11 protein-coding genes are annotated in these 15,572 nt (G+C 64.9%); 8 read left to right on the forward strand and 3 right to left on the reverse strand.

What is annotated here, in order from left to right; genetic code table 11:
* Positions 1-149 precede the first annotated feature (149 nt).
* The 4 genes from BRA471DRAFT_RS28740 to BRA471DRAFT_RS28755 all read left to right on the forward strand — a co-directional run bounded on the left by BRA471DRAFT_RS28740 (position 150) and on the right by BRA471DRAFT_RS28755 (position 4,404).
* Positions 150-782, forward strand: coding sequence for a cupin domain-containing protein (locus BRA471DRAFT_RS28740; RefSeq protein ID WP_007613745.1), 633 nt, complete (start codon positions 150-152; stop codon positions 780-782).
* A gap of 142 nt (positions 783-924) precedes the next feature.
* Positions 925-2,766: an ATP-binding protein gene (locus tag BRA471DRAFT_RS28745; protein WP_007613746.1), complete on the forward strand. Its 1,842-nt coding sequence runs from the start codon at positions 925-927 to the stop codon at positions 2,764-2,766.
* A gap of 76 nt (positions 2,767-2,842) precedes the next feature.
* The gene (locus BRA471DRAFT_RS28750) at positions 2,843-3,292 is read left to right on the forward strand and encodes a cupin domain-containing protein (protein WP_007595617.1); all 450 of its coding nucleotides are present in this window, start codon (positions 2,843-2,845) and stop codon (positions 3,290-3,292) included.
* A 41-nt stretch (positions 3,293-3,333) separates the two neighbouring features.
* Positions 3,334-4,404, forward strand: coding sequence for a hypothetical protein (locus tag BRA471DRAFT_RS28755; RefSeq protein ID WP_007613747.1), 1,071 nt, complete (start codon positions 3,334-3,336; stop codon positions 4,402-4,404).
* A 22-nt stretch (positions 4,405-4,426) separates the two neighbouring features.
* Here BRA471DRAFT_RS28755 and BRA471DRAFT_RS38530 read toward each other — a convergent pair whose 3' ends face one another.
* Positions 4,427-4,612: a hypothetical protein gene (locus tag BRA471DRAFT_RS38530; RefSeq protein WP_063995145.1), complete on the reverse strand. Its 186-nt coding sequence runs from the start codon at positions 4,610-4,612 to the stop codon at positions 4,427-4,429.
* Between the two features lie 73 nt (positions 4,613-4,685).
* Here BRA471DRAFT_RS38530 and BRA471DRAFT_RS28760 point away from each other — a divergent pair, with 73 nt between their 5' ends.
* Both BRA471DRAFT_RS28760 and BRA471DRAFT_RS28765 read left to right on the forward strand, forming a co-directional pair.
* Positions 4,686-5,879 carry an efflux RND transporter periplasmic adaptor subunit gene (locus BRA471DRAFT_RS28760; protein ID WP_007613748.1) on the forward strand — a complete coding sequence of 398 codons (1,194 nt, stop codon included), beginning with the start codon at positions 4,686-4,688 and terminating at the stop codon, positions 5,877-5,879.
* Between the two features lie 15 nt (positions 5,880-5,894).
* A complete protein-coding gene (locus BRA471DRAFT_RS28765; RefSeq protein WP_007613750.1) occupies positions 5,895-9,053 on the forward strand; it encodes an efflux RND transporter permease subunit in 3,159 nt (1,052 codons plus the stop codon).
* A gap of 78 nt (positions 9,054-9,131) precedes the next feature.
* Here BRA471DRAFT_RS28765 and BRA471DRAFT_RS28770 read toward each other — a convergent pair whose 3' ends face one another.
* Together BRA471DRAFT_RS28770 and BRA471DRAFT_RS28775 are read right to left on the reverse strand one after the other, a co-directional pair.
* Positions 9,132-11,399, reverse strand: a complete 2,268-nt coding sequence (locus BRA471DRAFT_RS28770) for a cation:proton antiporter (protein ID WP_007613751.1) — start codon at positions 11,397-11,399, stop codon at positions 9,132-9,134.
* Between the two features lie 488 nt (positions 11,400-11,887).
* Positions 11,888-13,060 (reverse strand): MFS transporter, encoded by a 1,173-nt coding sequence (locus tag BRA471DRAFT_RS28775; RefSeq protein WP_007613752.1) that lies wholly within the window; start codon positions 13,058-13,060, stop codon positions 11,888-11,890.
* 60 nt (positions 13,061-13,120) lie between these two features.
* Between BRA471DRAFT_RS28775 and BRA471DRAFT_RS28780 the strand changes: the two genes are divergently transcribed.
* Both BRA471DRAFT_RS28780 and BRA471DRAFT_RS28785 read left to right on the forward strand, forming a co-directional pair.
* Positions 13,121-13,972, forward strand: coding sequence for a helix-turn-helix transcriptional regulator (locus BRA471DRAFT_RS28780; RefSeq protein ID WP_007613753.1), 852 nt, complete (start codon positions 13,121-13,123; stop codon positions 13,970-13,972).
* A 180-nt stretch (positions 13,973-14,152) separates the two neighbouring features.
* A complete protein-coding gene (locus BRA471DRAFT_RS28785) occupies positions 14,153-15,505 on the forward strand; it encodes a malonyl-CoA decarboxylase (RefSeq protein ID WP_007613754.1) in 1,353 nt (450 codons plus the stop codon).
* Positions 15,506-15,572 lie beyond the last annotated feature (67 nt).

Raw genomic sequence — 15,572 nt, forward strand, 5'->3', positions numbered from 1 at the left:
TGGGCTTTAGTGCTTCTAAATTTTTCTATCAAAAGTTCATCACGACTAAATACAGCTGTCAATCGTATTGCTAGGATGCGCGACCTTTTCACTTCGACTGAAGCTCCGGACCGCGTTGTCCGGGCTGAGATGATGCATGGGAGAGCGACATGGATGGTCGCGGCGAGATCAACGATCCGAAGGATGCCCCGGCGATCGAAGCCGACGATGCGGTCGACCAGCGCCTCGGCGAGACCGTGCGGCTACTGCGGCAGCGTGCGGGCCTGTCGATCCAGGACGTCGCCAACAAGACCGGCCTCTCCAACGGCATGATCAGCCAGCTCGAACGCGCGCGCGCCATGCCGTCGATACGCACGCTGCGCCTGCTCAGCATCGCGCTCGACGTTCCCATCTCCTATTTCTTCGAGACCACCGATCCCGCCGACGTGCAGCGCTATATCGTGCGCAAGAACAGCCGGCGCCTGCTGCGGCTCACCGCCAGCGGCGTCGTCAAGGAAGCGCTGACGCCGGCAGACAAAGGCCAGCTCGAATTCTACGAGCTCACGCTCAATCCCGGCGCCTCGTCCGGCACCGACTTCCTGCAGCACACCGGCGAGAAGGCGGGCTACATCCTCTCGGGCAGCCTGCGACTGTGGCTCGACAACCAGGCCCATCTGCTCGAGGCCGGCGACAGCTTTCGCTTTCCGAGCATCGTACCGCACATGTTCGACAACCCGACCCAGCAGACGGCCCGCGTGATCTGGGTGACGACGCTGCGCCAGACCGATTCGCCGGCAGGTTGAAACGCTACCCCACCCGGCACCACCGCAAATTGCCCCTCGACGCCGCCGCGCGGAATCTGTAGCTCACATCCGTAGCTCACGTGGAGCCGGACATTGGCAGGGCGGACACGGGGGTCCGCGACTGACGCGTTGGTGTGAGACCATGAAACTCAGGGGGCTTCTGACACTCGCGATGGCCGCGCAGGTCATCGTGACCGCGGCGGCTCTCCTCGTCTCCTATGCCGCGACCGGCATCGGGTTTGGCATTGCCCAGATTGTCGCCCTGCTCGCAAGCGGCGCCATTGCCGTCCTGCTCGCTCGTCTGTGCACGCGGGCGATCGAAACCGCGCAGGAAAAACGTGCCGCCGCGCAACTGGCCGAGCAGGCGCGGGCCAGCGCACAGATGACGCAAGCCGTCATCAAGACCGCGCTCGATGCCTTCGTTCAGACCGACCAGAACGGCATCGTGCTGGAATGGAGCCTTCAGGCCGAGGCCCTGACCGGATGGACGCGCAAGGAGGCGCTCGGCACCGACGTCGTCAACCTCCTGATCGCCGAGCCGCTGCGCGACGGCTTCAGGCAACGCATGATGCGGCTGCTGCCCGAACTGTCGGATACGCCGATCGGCATCCGGTTCGAAGCGACCTTGCTGCACCGGGACGGCGACGAGATCCTGATCGAGGCGTCCAGCACGGCGCTCCACATTGGGGGACGCACCCTCATCAACAATTTCGTCAAGGACGTCACCCGGAAGCGCGCCGCCGAGGAGCAACTGATCCAGGCGCAGAAGATGGAGGCGGTCGGCCAGCTCACCGGCGGCATCGCCCACGAATTCAACAACATGCTCACCGTGATCACGGGCACGATCGAGATCCTCGCCGATGCCGTGAAGGATAATCCGCCGCTCGCGACCATCACCAAGCTGATCAGCGACGCGGCCGATCGCGGCGCCGCGCTGACGTCGAGCCTGTTGTCCTTTGCCCGCAAGCAGGCGCTCAAGCCGTCCGAGAGCGACGTCAACGAACTGCTCGAAGAACTCGCAAAGCTGCTTCGGGCAACCTTCGACAAGAAGATCGAGATCGTGACCCGGCTCGACGGCAACATCTGGCTCGCCCTGGTCGATCGCGGCCAATTGAGCTCGGCGCTTCTCAACCTCGCGATCAACGCTCGCGACGCGATGCTGGACGGCGGCAGACTGACGCTGACGACGCGCAACGTCGTGTTCGGCGTCCGCGAGGCCGTGGCGGTCGGGGCCGGCTATGCCGGCGACTATGTCGAGATCGAGATCGCCGACACCGGCACCGGCATTCCGCCAGCCATTCTGGAGCGGATCTTCGATCCCTTCTTCTCGACCAAGGACGTCGGCAAGGGCACGGGGCTCGGGCTCAGCATGGTGTTCGGATTCATCAAGCAGTCCGGCGGCGGCATCAAGGTCGCCTCCGAAGAAGAACGCGGCACGATTTTCACGATCTACCTGCCGAAGGCGGAGGCGAGCACGCTTCGCCCCACCGGCTATGACGAGCGCAAGGTCGTGGGCGGCACGGAAACCATCCTCTGTGTCGAGGACGACCGTGACGTCCGTCAGTACGTCACGGTCCAGCTCGAAAGCCTCGGCTACAAGGTGATTCCGGCCGCCAATGCGGCCGAGGCGCTCGCCATCGCAGCCAAAGGCACGCCTTTCGATCTGCTCTTCACCGACATCGTGATGGCCGGCAGCTTGAATGGACGAGAGCTCGCCGACGAGATGGTGGCGGCGCGCCCCTCGCTCCGGGTGCTGTTCACATCGGGCTATGCCCACGACGCCCCGCATGCGCAGGGAGGCGCCACCAAGGGCGCGCCGCTTCTGACAAAACCCTACCGCAAGGCCGAGCTCGCGCGCATGCTGCGCCGCTCCCTCGACACCGCCGTCGACGCGGCTGGCGATCCGATTCCGACGCCCTATTCGGTGCAGGCCGATGTCGAAAGCTTTCTGCGCAAGCAGGCGGCTGAGCGCGACGGGCGTTAGTGCCAGTCTTGCGCATGGACAGCGCATGGCTGCTGCGCAACACTCGTCTCAGTTACAATCCCATTGGAGACGAGCCATGACTGCACTCGAAAAGGGCATCACCGCGAATGGTACGGGCTATGGCGGCAAGACCTGGAACATCCTGGGCCAGGTCTATTTCCCGAAGGCCGTCACCGAGTCCACCTTCGCGTTCGAGACCAACAGCGATCCAGGCCAGTTCGTGCCGGTGCACATCCATCCGACCCAGGACGAATTCATCCTGGTGCAGGAAGGCACGCTCGACCTCAAGCTTGACGGCAAATGGGTGAAGGCCCATGCCGGCGACCTCGTGCGCCTGCCGCGCGGTATCCCGCACGGCTATTTCAACAAATCCGACAAACCGGCCCGCGCGTTGTTCTGGGTCTCGCCGATGCAGAAGCTGGAGGCGCTGTTCAACCAGCTCCATGACCTGACTGACCCGGCCGAGGTCGTGCGCATCTCGGCGCTGCACGAGGTCGACTTCCTGCCGCCCGAAGCCAACGACTAGGCTACGATCCCCCAACCGACGAATCGTTGGGGGAACCGGCCATGCCTGCACGACGTCAACTCCTCGCCATCGGGGCGCTTGGGCTGCTCCTCACGACGCTCGTCCCGAGCCGGGCGCAAACGCTCACCGCCAGGCAATCGGAAGCGGTTGCGACCTACGAGCGTGCGCTCGGCGATTTCAAATCCATTCTTGCCGAGCGGCGCCGCCAGATCGACGCCAAGCAGCCGCTGCCGAACCTGCCGGGCCAGGCGCTGTATCTGGCACGCGTCGCCGTGATCAGTGCTTACAAGGATCTCACCGATGCCATGCCGTCGCGGATCGGCAGGCCCAACAAGTTCGAGATACCACCGGCCTATTTCGATGCCGACATCGAGCCGCTGGTCGACGAATACTCAAAGCTGTTCGACATCATGGAAGCGCCGCCGGCCGGCGCGCAGAACTCGGCGACGCCGTTCAAGGACGTGGTCGATCTCGCGGTCGCGATCGCGCGCGCCAAGGGGCTTGCGCCTGACCACGCCGAAGCCGCAGGCCGCATCAGCCTCGGGCTGTTCTTCGCCGAGACCAACGGCAAGCAGAACGTCCGCAACGGGCGCTCGAACACCTATATGGGCAGCTTCCAGACCGGCCCGTCCGAGGACCGCAACGGCCGCAGGAAATGGGCGGCCATCAAGGGCGAGATCGCGGCGGCCGATCCCGACTTGAGCGCGCGCGACGACAAAGAGGAGGCGCGGGCCCGCGGCACCGATCATCGCTTCAATCACTGGACCAACGTGCGCGACGGCCTGATGAACGCGCATGCAGATATTTTCCGGGAGATCCCGGGAATCGTGAAGACGCTGCCCGACCCCATCGACCAGATGAAGCTGTTCGAGCTGATCCAGATCATTCCCACGCCGACGCGGGCGGCGCTCAAGTCGGGCGATCTCCTGAACTACAGGGTGTCCAGTCCGACCATCATGAAACACTTGCGCAACAACAGCATCTTCGCATTCGGACAGGCCGACCGGGCGCGCACCTCGGCGAGCTTCCGGGAAATCCTTGGCGCAATGTGGCTGTTCAAGCGGAAATTCAAGAAGGCGATGGCGAAATATGCGGAGATCAAGCCGCGCTGAGGTCGCAGTTTGCGGCGGGACATCAAACCCTCATGGTGAGGAGCCCGCCGTTGTTGACATAGGCGTTGCGCAAGGTGCCGTTCGTCACGGCCTCGTTCATGAATTTGGCGACGAACGTGAGCGCTTGGGGATGACCGAGCGGCACAGCGACTGGCAAAACTGCCAAAGGCCACAGCGCAGGCTGTCGTGCAAGGCCGATGACTGCCATGGCTATGGTGTTCCACGTTCGGGCATTTGTTGGTAGCCTCCCGCCCCGACAGACAGCAACCGGGGGCCACCGAATGACCTGCGCGAATCCCGCCTCTCCCGCACGGCGCAACGGAGCGTGGAGACATGTCGGGCGAGCACTGGCCGCCGCGATGGCCGTGGCCGCGCTCACCGGCTGCGAGGACAAGAACACGTTCGTCGCCCCGCCGCCGCCCAAGGTGGACGTCGCCGCGCCCGTGCAGCGCCCGGTGACGCGGTATGTCGAGGCCACCGGCAACACCGCGCCGGTCAAGAATGTCGATCTCGTCGCGCGCGTGCAGGGATTCCTGCAATCGATCGACTACCAGGACGGCGCGTTCGTCAAACAAGGCACCCAGCTGTTCACGATCGAGCCCGAGACCTACAAGCTCAAGCTCGATCAGGCGCAGGCGGCCGAGGCCGGCGCGCAGGCCTCGCTCCGGCAGGCGGAAGCCGACTACAAACGGCAGAGCGATCTCGTGCAGCGCCAGGCCGTCTCGCAGGCCACGCTCGATAGCTCGACATCGAATCGCGACAACGCACAGGCCAACCTCCAGCAGGCCCAGGCCAACACCCGCCTCGCCGAAGTCAACTACGGCTACACCAAGGTGAGCGCACCATTCGACGGCGTCGTCAGCGCGCATATGGTCTCGATCGGCGAACTCGTCGGGGTCTCCTCGCCGACTCAACTCGCCTCCATCGTCGCGATGGACCCGATCTATGTGAACTTCACCGTCAACGAGCAGGACGTGCTGCGCATCCGCGCCGAGGCCGCTCGCCGGGGGCTGACCGCCGCCGACATGAAGCAATTTCCGATTCAAGTCGGCCTGCAGACGGAGGCCGGCTATCCGCATGAAGGCAAGCTCGACTATGTCGCCCCGACCCTCACCCAGTCGACCGGCACGCTCGCGGTGCGCGGCCTCGTCCCCAACGACAAGCGCGTCCTGCTGCCCGGCTATTTCGTCCGCGTACGCGTGCCCTTCACCCAGGAGAAGGACGCCCTGCTCGTGCCCGACACAGCGCTCGGCAGCGATCAGGGCGGCCGCTATCTCCTCGTCGTCAACGGCGACAACGTTGTCGAGCAGCGCAAGGTGCAGATCGGTCCCGTCGACAACGGCCTGCGCGTGATCGAGAGCGGCTTGAAACCGGACGATCGCGTGGTGACCGCAGGGCTGCTGCGGGTGATACCGGGCCAGAAGATCGATCCGCAGGTGACGAAGATCGAGCAGCCGCAGGCGTCTGCCAAGTAAGTAGGAGCGCCTGCCATGATCTCAAAGTTCTTCATCGAGCGGCCGGTCCTCTCGAACGTTATCGCGCTGCTGATGATCCTGATCGGCGGCGTCGCGCTGTTCAACCTCGCGATCGCGCAATATCCCGACGTGGTGCCGCCGACGGTGCAGGTCACGACGCGCTATCCCGGCGCCAGCGCCAAGACCGTGATCGACACGGTTGCCTTGCCGATCGAACAACAGGTCAACGGCGTCGAGGACATGCTCTACATGCAGTCCTACAGCGGTTCGGACGGCACCTATACGCTGACCGTGACCTTCAAGATCGGCACCGACCTCAACTTCGCGCAGGTGCTGGTGCAGAACCGCGTCTCCAGCGCGCTGTCGCAATTGCCGCAGTCGGTGCAGAACCAGGGCGTCACCGTGCAAAAGCGGTCGACGTCGATCCTGCTGTTCGTGACGCTGACCTCGCCCGACAAGACGTTCGACAGCCTTTATCTGAGCAACTACGCCACCATCAACCTGCGCGACGAACTCTCGCGCCTGCCCGGCGTCGGCAACGTCACCGTGTTCGGCGCCGGCCAGTATTCGATGCGGGTGTGGCTCGATCCGAACAAGCTGCAGGTCCGTGGCCTGGTGCCGCAGGACGTCATCCAGGCGATCCAGCAGCAGAGCCAGCAGGTCTCCGCCGGCCAGGTCGGCGCACCGCCGACACCGTCGGGTCAGGCCTTCCAGTACACCCTCAACGTCAACGGCAGGCTCGACGATACCACCGAGTTCGAGAACATCATCGTCAAATCGGGCACCAGCGGCGACGTCACGCGGGTGCGCGACGTCGGCTGGGTCGAGCTCGGCGCGCAGACCTACAGCCAGATCTTCTCCCTGAACAAGCAGCCGGCCACCGGCATCGGCGTGTTCCAGTCGCCGGGCGCCAATGCACTGCAGGTCGAGCAGGCCGTCGAAAAGAAGATGGCGGAGCTTGCGAAGGCCTTCCCGCAGGGCATGAAGTACGACACGCCGTTCGACACCACCAAATTCGTGCAGGCCTCGGTCCACGAAGTCTACATGACGCTGATCGAGGCAGGCCTTCTGGTGCTGGTCGTCATCCTGGTGTTCCTGCAGGACTGGCGCGCGATGCTGGTGCCGGCGACCACGGTGCCCGTCACCATCATCGGCGCTTTCGCCGCCATGGCCGCGCTCGGCTTCACCATCAACATGTCGACCCTGTTCGCGATCGTGCTCGCGATCGGCATCGTCGTCGACGACGCCATCGTCGTGGTGGAAGGCGCTGCCCACAACATCGAGCAGGGCATGAACGGCCACGACGCCGCGATCAAGGCGATGGACCAGCTGTTCGCGCCGATCGTCGGCATCACGCTGGTGCTGATCTCGGTGTTCTTGCCGGCCTCGTTCCTCGCGGGCCTCACGGGCCGGATCTATTCGCAATTCGCACTGGTGATTGCGGCAACCGCGCTCCTGTCCGCCATCAACGCGGCGACGCTGAAGCCGACGCAATGTGCGCTCTGGCTGCGGCCGACCGTGCCGCCCGCGCAGCGCAACTTCTTCTACCGGGGCTTCAACGCCGTCTATGACCGCGTCGAGCGCGGCTACACGAAGCTGATCAGCTTCCTGTGCAGGCATGCCACGATCTCGGTCGCATTCGCGCTGGTGCTGATCGGAATCGGCGGCTACGGCCTGTCCCGGGTGCCGACCGGCTTCCTGCCGATCGAAGACCAGGGCTATTTGATCGCCGCGGTGCAACTGCCCGACGGTGCCGCGCTGGAGCGGACCCAGAAGGTGCTCGATAGAGCGAGCGAGCTGATCAAGGACACGCCTGGAGTCCAGCAGGTCATCACCATCGCCGGCATCTCCGCGCTCGACAATAGCGCCAGCCTTGCCAATGCCGGCGTCGCGTACATCATCCTGAAGGACTGGGACGCGCGCAAAGGACCGGGCGAGGATCTGCGCTCGCTGGTCTACGGGCTGAACGACAAGCTCGCTGTGATCATGGAGGCGCGTACGCTGGTGCTGCCGCCGCCGCCGATCCAGGGCATCGGCAATGCCGCCGGCTTCTCGATGCAGGTCGAGCTGCGCGACGGCAACAGCGATTTCGCCAAGCTCCAGGCCATCACGGGCGCGATGGTCTCCAACGGCCAGAGCCAGAGCGCGCTGCAGCGGGTGCAGTCCTCGTTCCGCTCCTCGGTGCCGCAGTTCAACGTCGAGATCGACCGCATCAAGACCCAGACGCTGCACGTCACGACGGACCAGGTGTTCGCGGCGCTGTCGACCTATCTCGGCTCGTCGTATGTCAACCAGTTCAACAAGTTCGGCCGCGTGTTCCAGGTCTACACCCAAGCCGATCCCGCCTTCCGCGTCACCGAGCGCGACATCGCCAACATGATGGTGCGAAACTCGAACGGCGACATGATCCCGATCGGCACCGTCGCCACGATCACGCCGGCCACCGGCCCCTCGCTGATCAGCCTCTACAATCTCTATCCGTCCTCGACCGTCATCGGCCTGCCGGCGCAGGGCTACTCCTCCGGCCAGTCGCTCAAGCTGATGGAGGAGATCGCCGACAAGACGCTGCCACCGGGCACCGGCTACGAATGGACTGCGATGTCCTATCAGGAGAAGGCCGTCTCCAACCAGATCTACTGGGTGTTCGGGCTCGCCATGCTGCTGGTCTACCTCGTGCTCGCCGGCCAGTACGAGAGCTGGTACGCACCGATCTCGGTGATCCTGGCGGTGCCGCTGTCGTTGCTCGGCCCCATGCTGATCCTCAACGGCCTGAAGATCGACAACAACCTCTATTGCCAGATCGGCCTGATCCTCCTGATCGCGCTGTCGGCCAAGAACGCCATCCTGATCGTCGAGGTCGGGCTCGAGCTGCACGGCCGCGACGGCAAGCCGGTGCTGGAATCCGCGGTTGAAGCCGCGCGCGCCCGCTTCCGCCCGATCCTGATGACGTCGTTCGCCTTCATCCTCGGCGTGGTGCCGCTGGTGATCGCGACCGGCGCCGGCGCCAGCGCGCGCAAGTCGATCGGCATCACCGTGTTCTCGGGCATGCTGGCCTCGACCTGCCTTGCGGTGCTGTTCGTGCCAGCGTTCTTCGTGGTGGTGCAACGCTTCGAGAACTGGCGTGCGTCGAAGAAGGCGCCGAAGGCGGTGGCAGTGGCCGAGGTGAAGTCCTAGGAGCCGTCGGGTTACATCGGCGTCGCTACAGACTCACTGCAACCTCTCCCGCTTGCGGGAGAGGGAGCGCACCTTCCGTTACGCCTTCTCCGCCGCCACCTGCCGCGCCTCGCCGCTCGAGACCAGGAGCACAGAGACCTTCGCCTGCCTGAGCACGGCGTCGGCGACGCCGCCGAAGGAGAGATGGTCGGCCTGGATGCGGTCGACGCCCATCACCACGAGATCGACGTCGGTGGTCTCGATCTCGCGCAGGATTGCCACTTCAGGCGCCCGGTTCGCGCGCAAGGTCGTGGTGATGTCGACCTCGTAGCGGGCGGCGAGATCGCTGGCGTCCTTCAGGATGCCGGCCTCCTGGTTCAGACCACGCGAGGCGCCGCGCTGAGCGCCCTTGTCGCGGGTCGTCGCGACATAGATCACCCGGAGCGAGCCTGATCCGGCCTGCGCCAGCGCGACCGCGACCTCGGCGCCGCGCTTGGAGACGCCGCTGCCGGAGACCGGAACGAGGATGTTGAGCGCCTCGGGCATCGGCTGCTTCAGGTGCTTGCCCTTGGCCGCGACGATCGCGAGCGGTCCTTCGAACTCCGCTGCGATGTCCTCGATCTTGCGGTCGAATCGCTCCTTGGTAGCCGTGACCTTGTCGATGCCGACGACAAGGAGATCGAAGCCCTTCTTCGCTTCGTCTCCTATGGTTTCACCGAGCCCGGATTTGCGGACCCGCGTCGTGACATCGACGTTACGGACGTCCTGGTCACTGGTCGCTGATACCGCTTCAGCCGCCTTCTTCACCACCGCCTCGTGGCTTTCTTCCTCGTCGCGGCCCTTCTCCTGCTCCTTCGCGCGCTTGCCGATGTGCAGCACCGTGATCGGCAGGCCGCGCATGCCGGCGATCAGGCCGGCAATGTGGGCGGCGAAGGTGGCGTTGACGCTCTCGTCGATCGCGAGCAAGGGACGTTCGAGATTGGCGACGAAGCCGCGCTTCTCGAACTCTTCACGCTCCAGGCGCTCCTTCTCGTCCTTGTTCATCGGCAGCTTCGCCAGCGCCGCGCGCAGCATCGGCGGCATGGCCATCGTGGTCACGATCGCCATGGTCACGATCATCGTGAACAGGTTCTGGCTGAGCACGCCGATCGAAAGACCGATGGTGGCGATGATCACCTCGGTCGAGCCGCGCGCGTTCATGCCGCTCGCGAGCGCCAGCGACTCCCGTGTGTTCAGCCCGCCCACGGTTCCGCCGACGAAAGCGCCGCCGAACTTTCCGACGCTGGCGATCACGACCAGCAGGCCGGTGAGCATCAACAGATGGGGATCGCGCAGCACCGTGAGGTCGGCGCTCAGGCCGGCGAGACCGAAGAACACCGGCATGAAGAAGCTCGAGATCAGCCCCCGCAGACGCTCGTCGATCTGCCGCGTCAGGATCGGGGACTCGCCGACCAGAATGCCGGCGACGAAGGCGCCGAGCACGGTGTGGACGCCGATCAGATGCGTGATCAGCGCCATCACGCTCATCAGCAGCAAGATCACCGTGATGACGGGCGCGGTGCTGACGAGATTGTCGTTGGCCCAGCGGATCAACTGAAATGCGAGGCGGCGGCCGATGGTGAAGCTGATGGCGAGGAAGGCCAGCGTGCCAAGCACGGCCTTTGCCACCGAGGCGATATCCAGCGTGCCGTGCGAGGCCAGGCTGAAGATGACGGCGATGATGATCCAGCCGATGGTGTCGTCGATGACGGCGGTGGCGACGATGATCTGTCCGACATTGCGGCGCATGAAGTTCATCTCACGGACGACCACCGCGACGATCTTCACCGAGGAGATCGACAGCGCCGTGCCCATGAACAGCGACGCCACCAGGCGGGCTTGCGGATTCGGCAACAGCGCGTCGGGGAGGAACTCGCCGAGCGCAAAACCGCAGGCGAAGGGCACGAGGATGCCGGCGATCGAGATCGCGATCGCGGCCTTGCCGACCTTCCTGACCAGCTTCAGGTCGGTCTCCATGCCGGTCAGCAGCAACAGCAGCAGGATGCCGAACTGCGCGATGCCGTCGATCATCGCCTTCTGCTCGGGCGTGCTTGGGAAGATCGCGTGCTGCGCGTCGGGCCAGACCCAACCGAACAGCGACGGCCCGAGCAGGATGCCGGCGAGCAATTCGCCGATCACCGAGGGCTGGCCGAGGCGCTGCATGATCTCGCCGAGACCGCGGCCGACCGCGATCAACAGCACGATCTGCGCCACCAGCAGGAATTCCGAGGGACCGGCCGATTTGCCGCCCTCGGCACTGGCCGCAATGGTGGTGAGGACAAGCGCCGCGGGGACAAGGCCGACCGGTCGGAGCAGGCTCCACTGCATGCAGGAATTTTCCCCCTTCATCTGGCCCCGCAAGGTGCCGGGATCACGGGGATAGAACCCGCGGGAGGTGGAGCGGGTTCCCCGCGCTTGCAGTGGATTGGGGAGGCAACACCAAAAAGCGCGAAAACAACCCCATGCACAGTAGAGATGAGGTTGAAAAGGCTGGAGAAAATTTTGTCTCTACGAAGCTCAGGTTTCGGCTTTGCCGAAATTGCTTGCGTCGTCGGGCAAAACACCGGCATAATGGCATCATCGGCAGACTAAGCGAGCCGCCGCCACATCCCCCCGTCATTGCTTCGTCGCTACGCTCCTCGCAATGACGCGTGGAGAGAGTGCCGGCCTCGTGCCCCGGATGCAGCGCAGCGCCTCTTCGGCGGTGCGCTGCAGAGCCGGGGCCCATGCGGCACAGGAATTCGCAGCGTCTGGGTCCCGGCTCTGCGCAGCAGCGTTGCACGCTGCAGCGCGTCCGGGACACGAGAGCATTCCCCTCACACCGCCTGCGGTGTCCCGATCTCGCGCGGGAGAATGATCGCGGCTGCGATCGCGAGCAGGCAGAGTGCGGCGAAGGCATGCAGCATGGTGACGAAGCCGCCCTGCTCGTAGAGCCAGGCGACCAGGCCGACGGACGCGCCGGCGGCGGTGAAGCCGATGAAATAGCGCACCGCATAGGCGCGCGAGCGCCATTCCTCGCTGGTGTATTTGCCGACCATGGCGTCGTTGACCGTGACCTGTCCGAACGCGCCCATGACGATGCCGATCGAGACCAGGATCAGCGGCAGATTGGACAGGCTCGCGGCCAGATACAGGAACGGCGCCAGCATGAAGGACAGCGGCAGCGCCACCGTCTTCAGCGAATAGCGGTCGAGCAGCCGGCCGATCGTGTACTGCGTCATCGCGCCGAACACGTAGACGCAGGCGGCGATGACGCCGAGTAGCGCCGGGCTTTTGGTGAGATCGGCGAGCCGCTCCGCGAACAGCTTTGGCAGCGCCACGGTGACGGCGTTGAAGGTGGTGGAGATCGCGATCACCACGATCAGCAGCGACAGGATCACGCGCCACATGTCCTGCTTGGCGACGCGCGCCTGCGCTGCCGCCTGCTTCGAGCCCTTGCGGTCCTCGTGCACGACCATCATCGCAAACGCGATGCCGATCAGGATCGTGACGATGCCCGGGACGATGAAGGCGAACCGCCAGCCGAGATACTGGCCGATCACGCCGGTGACCAGCGCCGACGACGCGACGCCGAGATTGCCCCAGACGCCGTTGATGCCCATCTCGCGGCCGAGCCTGTCGGCGTAGGAGACGATCATCGCAGTGCCGACGGGATGATAGATCGAGGCAAAAATGCCGATCGCGAACAGCGCCGCGCCGAGCTGCGCCTGCGTCTGCACGAAGCCGACCGAGATCATGGAGGCGCCGATGCCGACGAAGAAGATCAGCATCATGTGGCGGCGGCTCCAGCGGTCGCCGAGCCAGCCGGTGAGCAGCGAGCCCGCGCCGAAGGCGACGAAGCCCGGCGTCGCATAAGGCAGGAGTTCCGAATAGGCCATGCCGAGCGCCGGTCCCATGATGATCACCGCGGCGGCGAAAATCAGCATCGCGTAATGGTCGATGAAATGGCCCGCATTGACGAAACTGATCACCCGGCTGGGGCTGTTCATTCCGAATCCTCTCCTGCTCCGAAATGAGTTATATGTCTTGGGCATGACGGGATGCCGCCAATGACTGTCTTGGAAACGCCAATCCTTCGGGAGGTCCGGAGCAACCATCGCTCGCCCGCGGGCGTGCATCTGGTCGCGCGCGACTACCCGAAGGGCATGCGGATCGATCCGCACATGCACCGCGAGGCTCAGCTGATCTATGCCGCCAGGGGCACCATGCAGGTGACGACGCCCGGGGGACGCTGGCTGGTGCCGCCGGATCGCGCGGTCTGGGTCCCCGCCGGGCTCCAGCACGCCATCGATCTGCTCGCCGATATCGAGATGCGCACGCTGTATTTCGACCTCGCCTGGCTGAAGCGCGAGCAGCGCCATGAGGGACTGACCAGGGAATTCGTGGTGCGGGTGTCGCCGCTGCTGAACCAGGCGATCCTCGCGCTGTTCGACGCGCGCAATACCGAGGAGCGGACCGATCTGCTGGTTCGCCTGGTGATGCTGGAACTGGTCCAGGCCGAGGATTCCGCGACCTTCGTGCCGCTGCCACACGAGCCGCGCTGCCGGCGCGCGGCCATGATCGTGCTCGACGATCCCACCGGCCTGCACGACCTCGACGCGCTGGCGCGCGAGGTCGGAACCTCCGCGCGCACGCTGTCGCGGCTGTTTTCGACGGAAACACAATTGAGCTTCAAGAGCTGGTGCCAGCGCGCAAGAATTGCGGCGGCGATCCAGCGGCTGTCGACGGATGCCAATGTCTCGGTGAAGCAGCTCGCGACCCAGCTCGGCTATGCCAGCGTGCCGGCGTTTTCGGCGGCGTTCCGCCAGGTGACGGGGCGGACGCCGACGGAGTTTGCCACACACTCGGTGTCATCGCCCGGCTTGACCGGGCGATCCAGTACTCCGGGACGGCGCGGCTAGAACCGAAAAGCTGCGGCGTACTGGATGCCCCGGTCAAGCCGGGGCATGACAGCTTTCTTTGGGTTTTGGAAACGCACACCCCAGCTAAACTTGCCAAATTCTTGCGCTTGATTGTGATCGGCTTCCGCCCAAATCCCGTGTAAGATTCCCGCACCGCACAAACCTGAGACGAAAGCCCCGATGGCCAACGCCTTCTTCTCCGACCTGCTCACCACCATCTCCGAGCGCGGCCGCACGCTGCTTCGCCGCGGGGATTCTGCCGACACCAAGCCGGACGCCGATGGGCTGATCGAGCTCTGCGGCGCGCTGCTGTCGGGCCGGGGCGAAGCTTCGGGCACCGCCATGGCGCGTGAGGTGCTCGACATCTACCAGGACCTGGATGCGGCGGGACGTCGCGCCTTTTTCGAAGCCCTGGTGCGCGATTTCGGCCCGGATCGGGAACGCCTGTCCAAGGCGATCGAGACATGGCGCGCCAAGCCGGCCGACGAGGATGCCAGCGCCCTGCATTTCGCCTCCGAGCCGCGCCGGCAGGAGCTGATCCGTCGCCTCAACCGCGCGCCCGGCGGCACCGGCGATCTCGTCAAGATGCGCGCCGACCTGCTCGACATGATGAACGGGCACGCCGATCTCGCCGCACTCGATCGCGACGTCTCGCATCTTCTCTCGTCATGGTTCAACAGGGGGTTTCTCGTGCTGCGCAGGATCGACTGGTCGACCCCGGCCAACATCCTCGAAAAGATCATCCGTTACGAAGCCGTACACGAGATCAGCGACTGGGACGATCTGCGCCGCCGCATCGATCCGGTCGACCGCCGCTGCTACGCCTTCTTCCATCCCGCAATGGTCGACGAGCCCCTGATCTTCGTCGAGGTGGCACTGACCGAGACGATCCCCGGCGCGATCGCGCCGCTGCTCGCGGTCGATCGCCCCTCCGTCCCGATCGAGCGCGCCCGCACCGCCGTGTTCTACTCGATCTCCAACACCCAGCGCGGTCTCGGCGGCATCTCCTTCGGCAGCTTCCTGATCAAGCAGGTGGTGGAGGAGCTGCGCCGCGAATTGCCCAAGCTCGACAATTTCGTGACGCTGTCGCCGGTGCCGGGCTTCATGCCTTGGGTGAAGCAGGACAAGGATTTGCCGCTGTCGGACGAGGACCGCGAAGTGCTGAAGCGCCTCGACGATCCCAAATGGTTCGAGAACCCCGAGACCACGACGCTGCTGCGTGGCGTGATTGAACCGCTCGCCGCGCATTACTTCCTCAAGGCGCGCACGCCGAAGGGCAAGCTGATCGACTCCGTCGCGCGCTTCCATCTCGGCAACGGCGCCCGCCTCGAGCGCATCAACTGGTTAGGGGATCTCTCGCCCAAGGGCGTGCGCGAGTCCGCCGGCGTGATGGTCAACTACCTCTACCGCCTCGACGACATCGAGAAGAACCACGAAGCTTATGCGAATGACGGCGAGGTCGTGGCCTCCAGCGCGGTGAAGAAGCTGCTGAAGGCCGAAGGGCGGCGGCTGCTGGACATGCGGTTGTCGTAGAGACGCACTCGCTTCGTATTCCATCGTCGTCCTGGCGAAAGCCAGGACGACGTTGAGGGGGCGCGCG

Source organism: Bradyrhizobium sp. WSM471 (assembly GCF_000244915.1).
Taxonomy (GTDB): domain Bacteria; phylum Pseudomonadota; class Alphaproteobacteria; order Rhizobiales; family Xanthobacteraceae; genus Bradyrhizobium.

What these genes read in the sequence shown, in the direction of transcription:
- BRA471DRAFT_RS28775 (WP_007613752.1), bottom strand. Translation starts at nt 13,060, where the DNA reads ATGAACAGCCCCAGCCGGGTGATCAGTTTCGTCAATGCGGGCCATTTC.
- BRA471DRAFT_RS28765 (WP_007613750.1), top strand. Translation starts at nt 5,895, where the DNA reads ATGATCTCAAAGTTCTTCATCGAGCGGCCGGTCCTCTCGAACGTTATC.
- BRA471DRAFT_RS28745 (WP_007613746.1), top strand. Translation starts at nt 925, where the DNA reads ATGAAACTCAGGGGGCTTCTGACACTCGCGATGGCCGCGCAGGTCATC.
- BRA471DRAFT_RS38530 (WP_063995145.1), bottom strand. Translation starts at nt 4,612, where the DNA reads ATGGCAGTCATCGGCCTTGCACGACAGCCTGCGCTGTGGCCTTTGGCA.
- BRA471DRAFT_RS28750 (WP_007595617.1), top strand. Translation starts at nt 2,843, where the DNA reads ATGACTGCACTCGAAAAGGGCATCACCGCGAATGGTACGGGCTATGGC.
- BRA471DRAFT_RS28760 (WP_007613748.1), top strand. Translation starts at nt 4,686, where the DNA reads ATGACCTGCGCGAATCCCGCCTCTCCCGCACGGCGCAACGGAGCGTGG.
- BRA471DRAFT_RS28785 (WP_007613754.1), top strand. Translation starts at nt 14,153, where the DNA reads ATGGCCAACGCCTTCTTCTCCGACCTGCTCACCACCATCTCCGAGCGC.
- BRA471DRAFT_RS28780 (WP_007613753.1), top strand. Translation starts at nt 13,121, where the DNA reads ATGACTGTCTTGGAAACGCCAATCCTTCGGGAGGTCCGGAGCAACCAT.
- BRA471DRAFT_RS28755 (WP_007613747.1), top strand. Translation starts at nt 3,334, where the DNA reads ATGCCTGCACGACGTCAACTCCTCGCCATCGGGGCGCTTGGGCTGCTC.
- BRA471DRAFT_RS28770 (WP_007613751.1), bottom strand. Translation starts at nt 11,399, where the DNA reads ATGCAGTGGAGCCTGCTCCGACCGGTCGGCCTTGTCCCCGCGGCGCTT.
- BRA471DRAFT_RS28740 (WP_007613745.1), top strand. Translation starts at nt 150, where the DNA reads ATGGATGGTCGCGGCGAGATCAACGATCCGAAGGATGCCCCGGCGATC.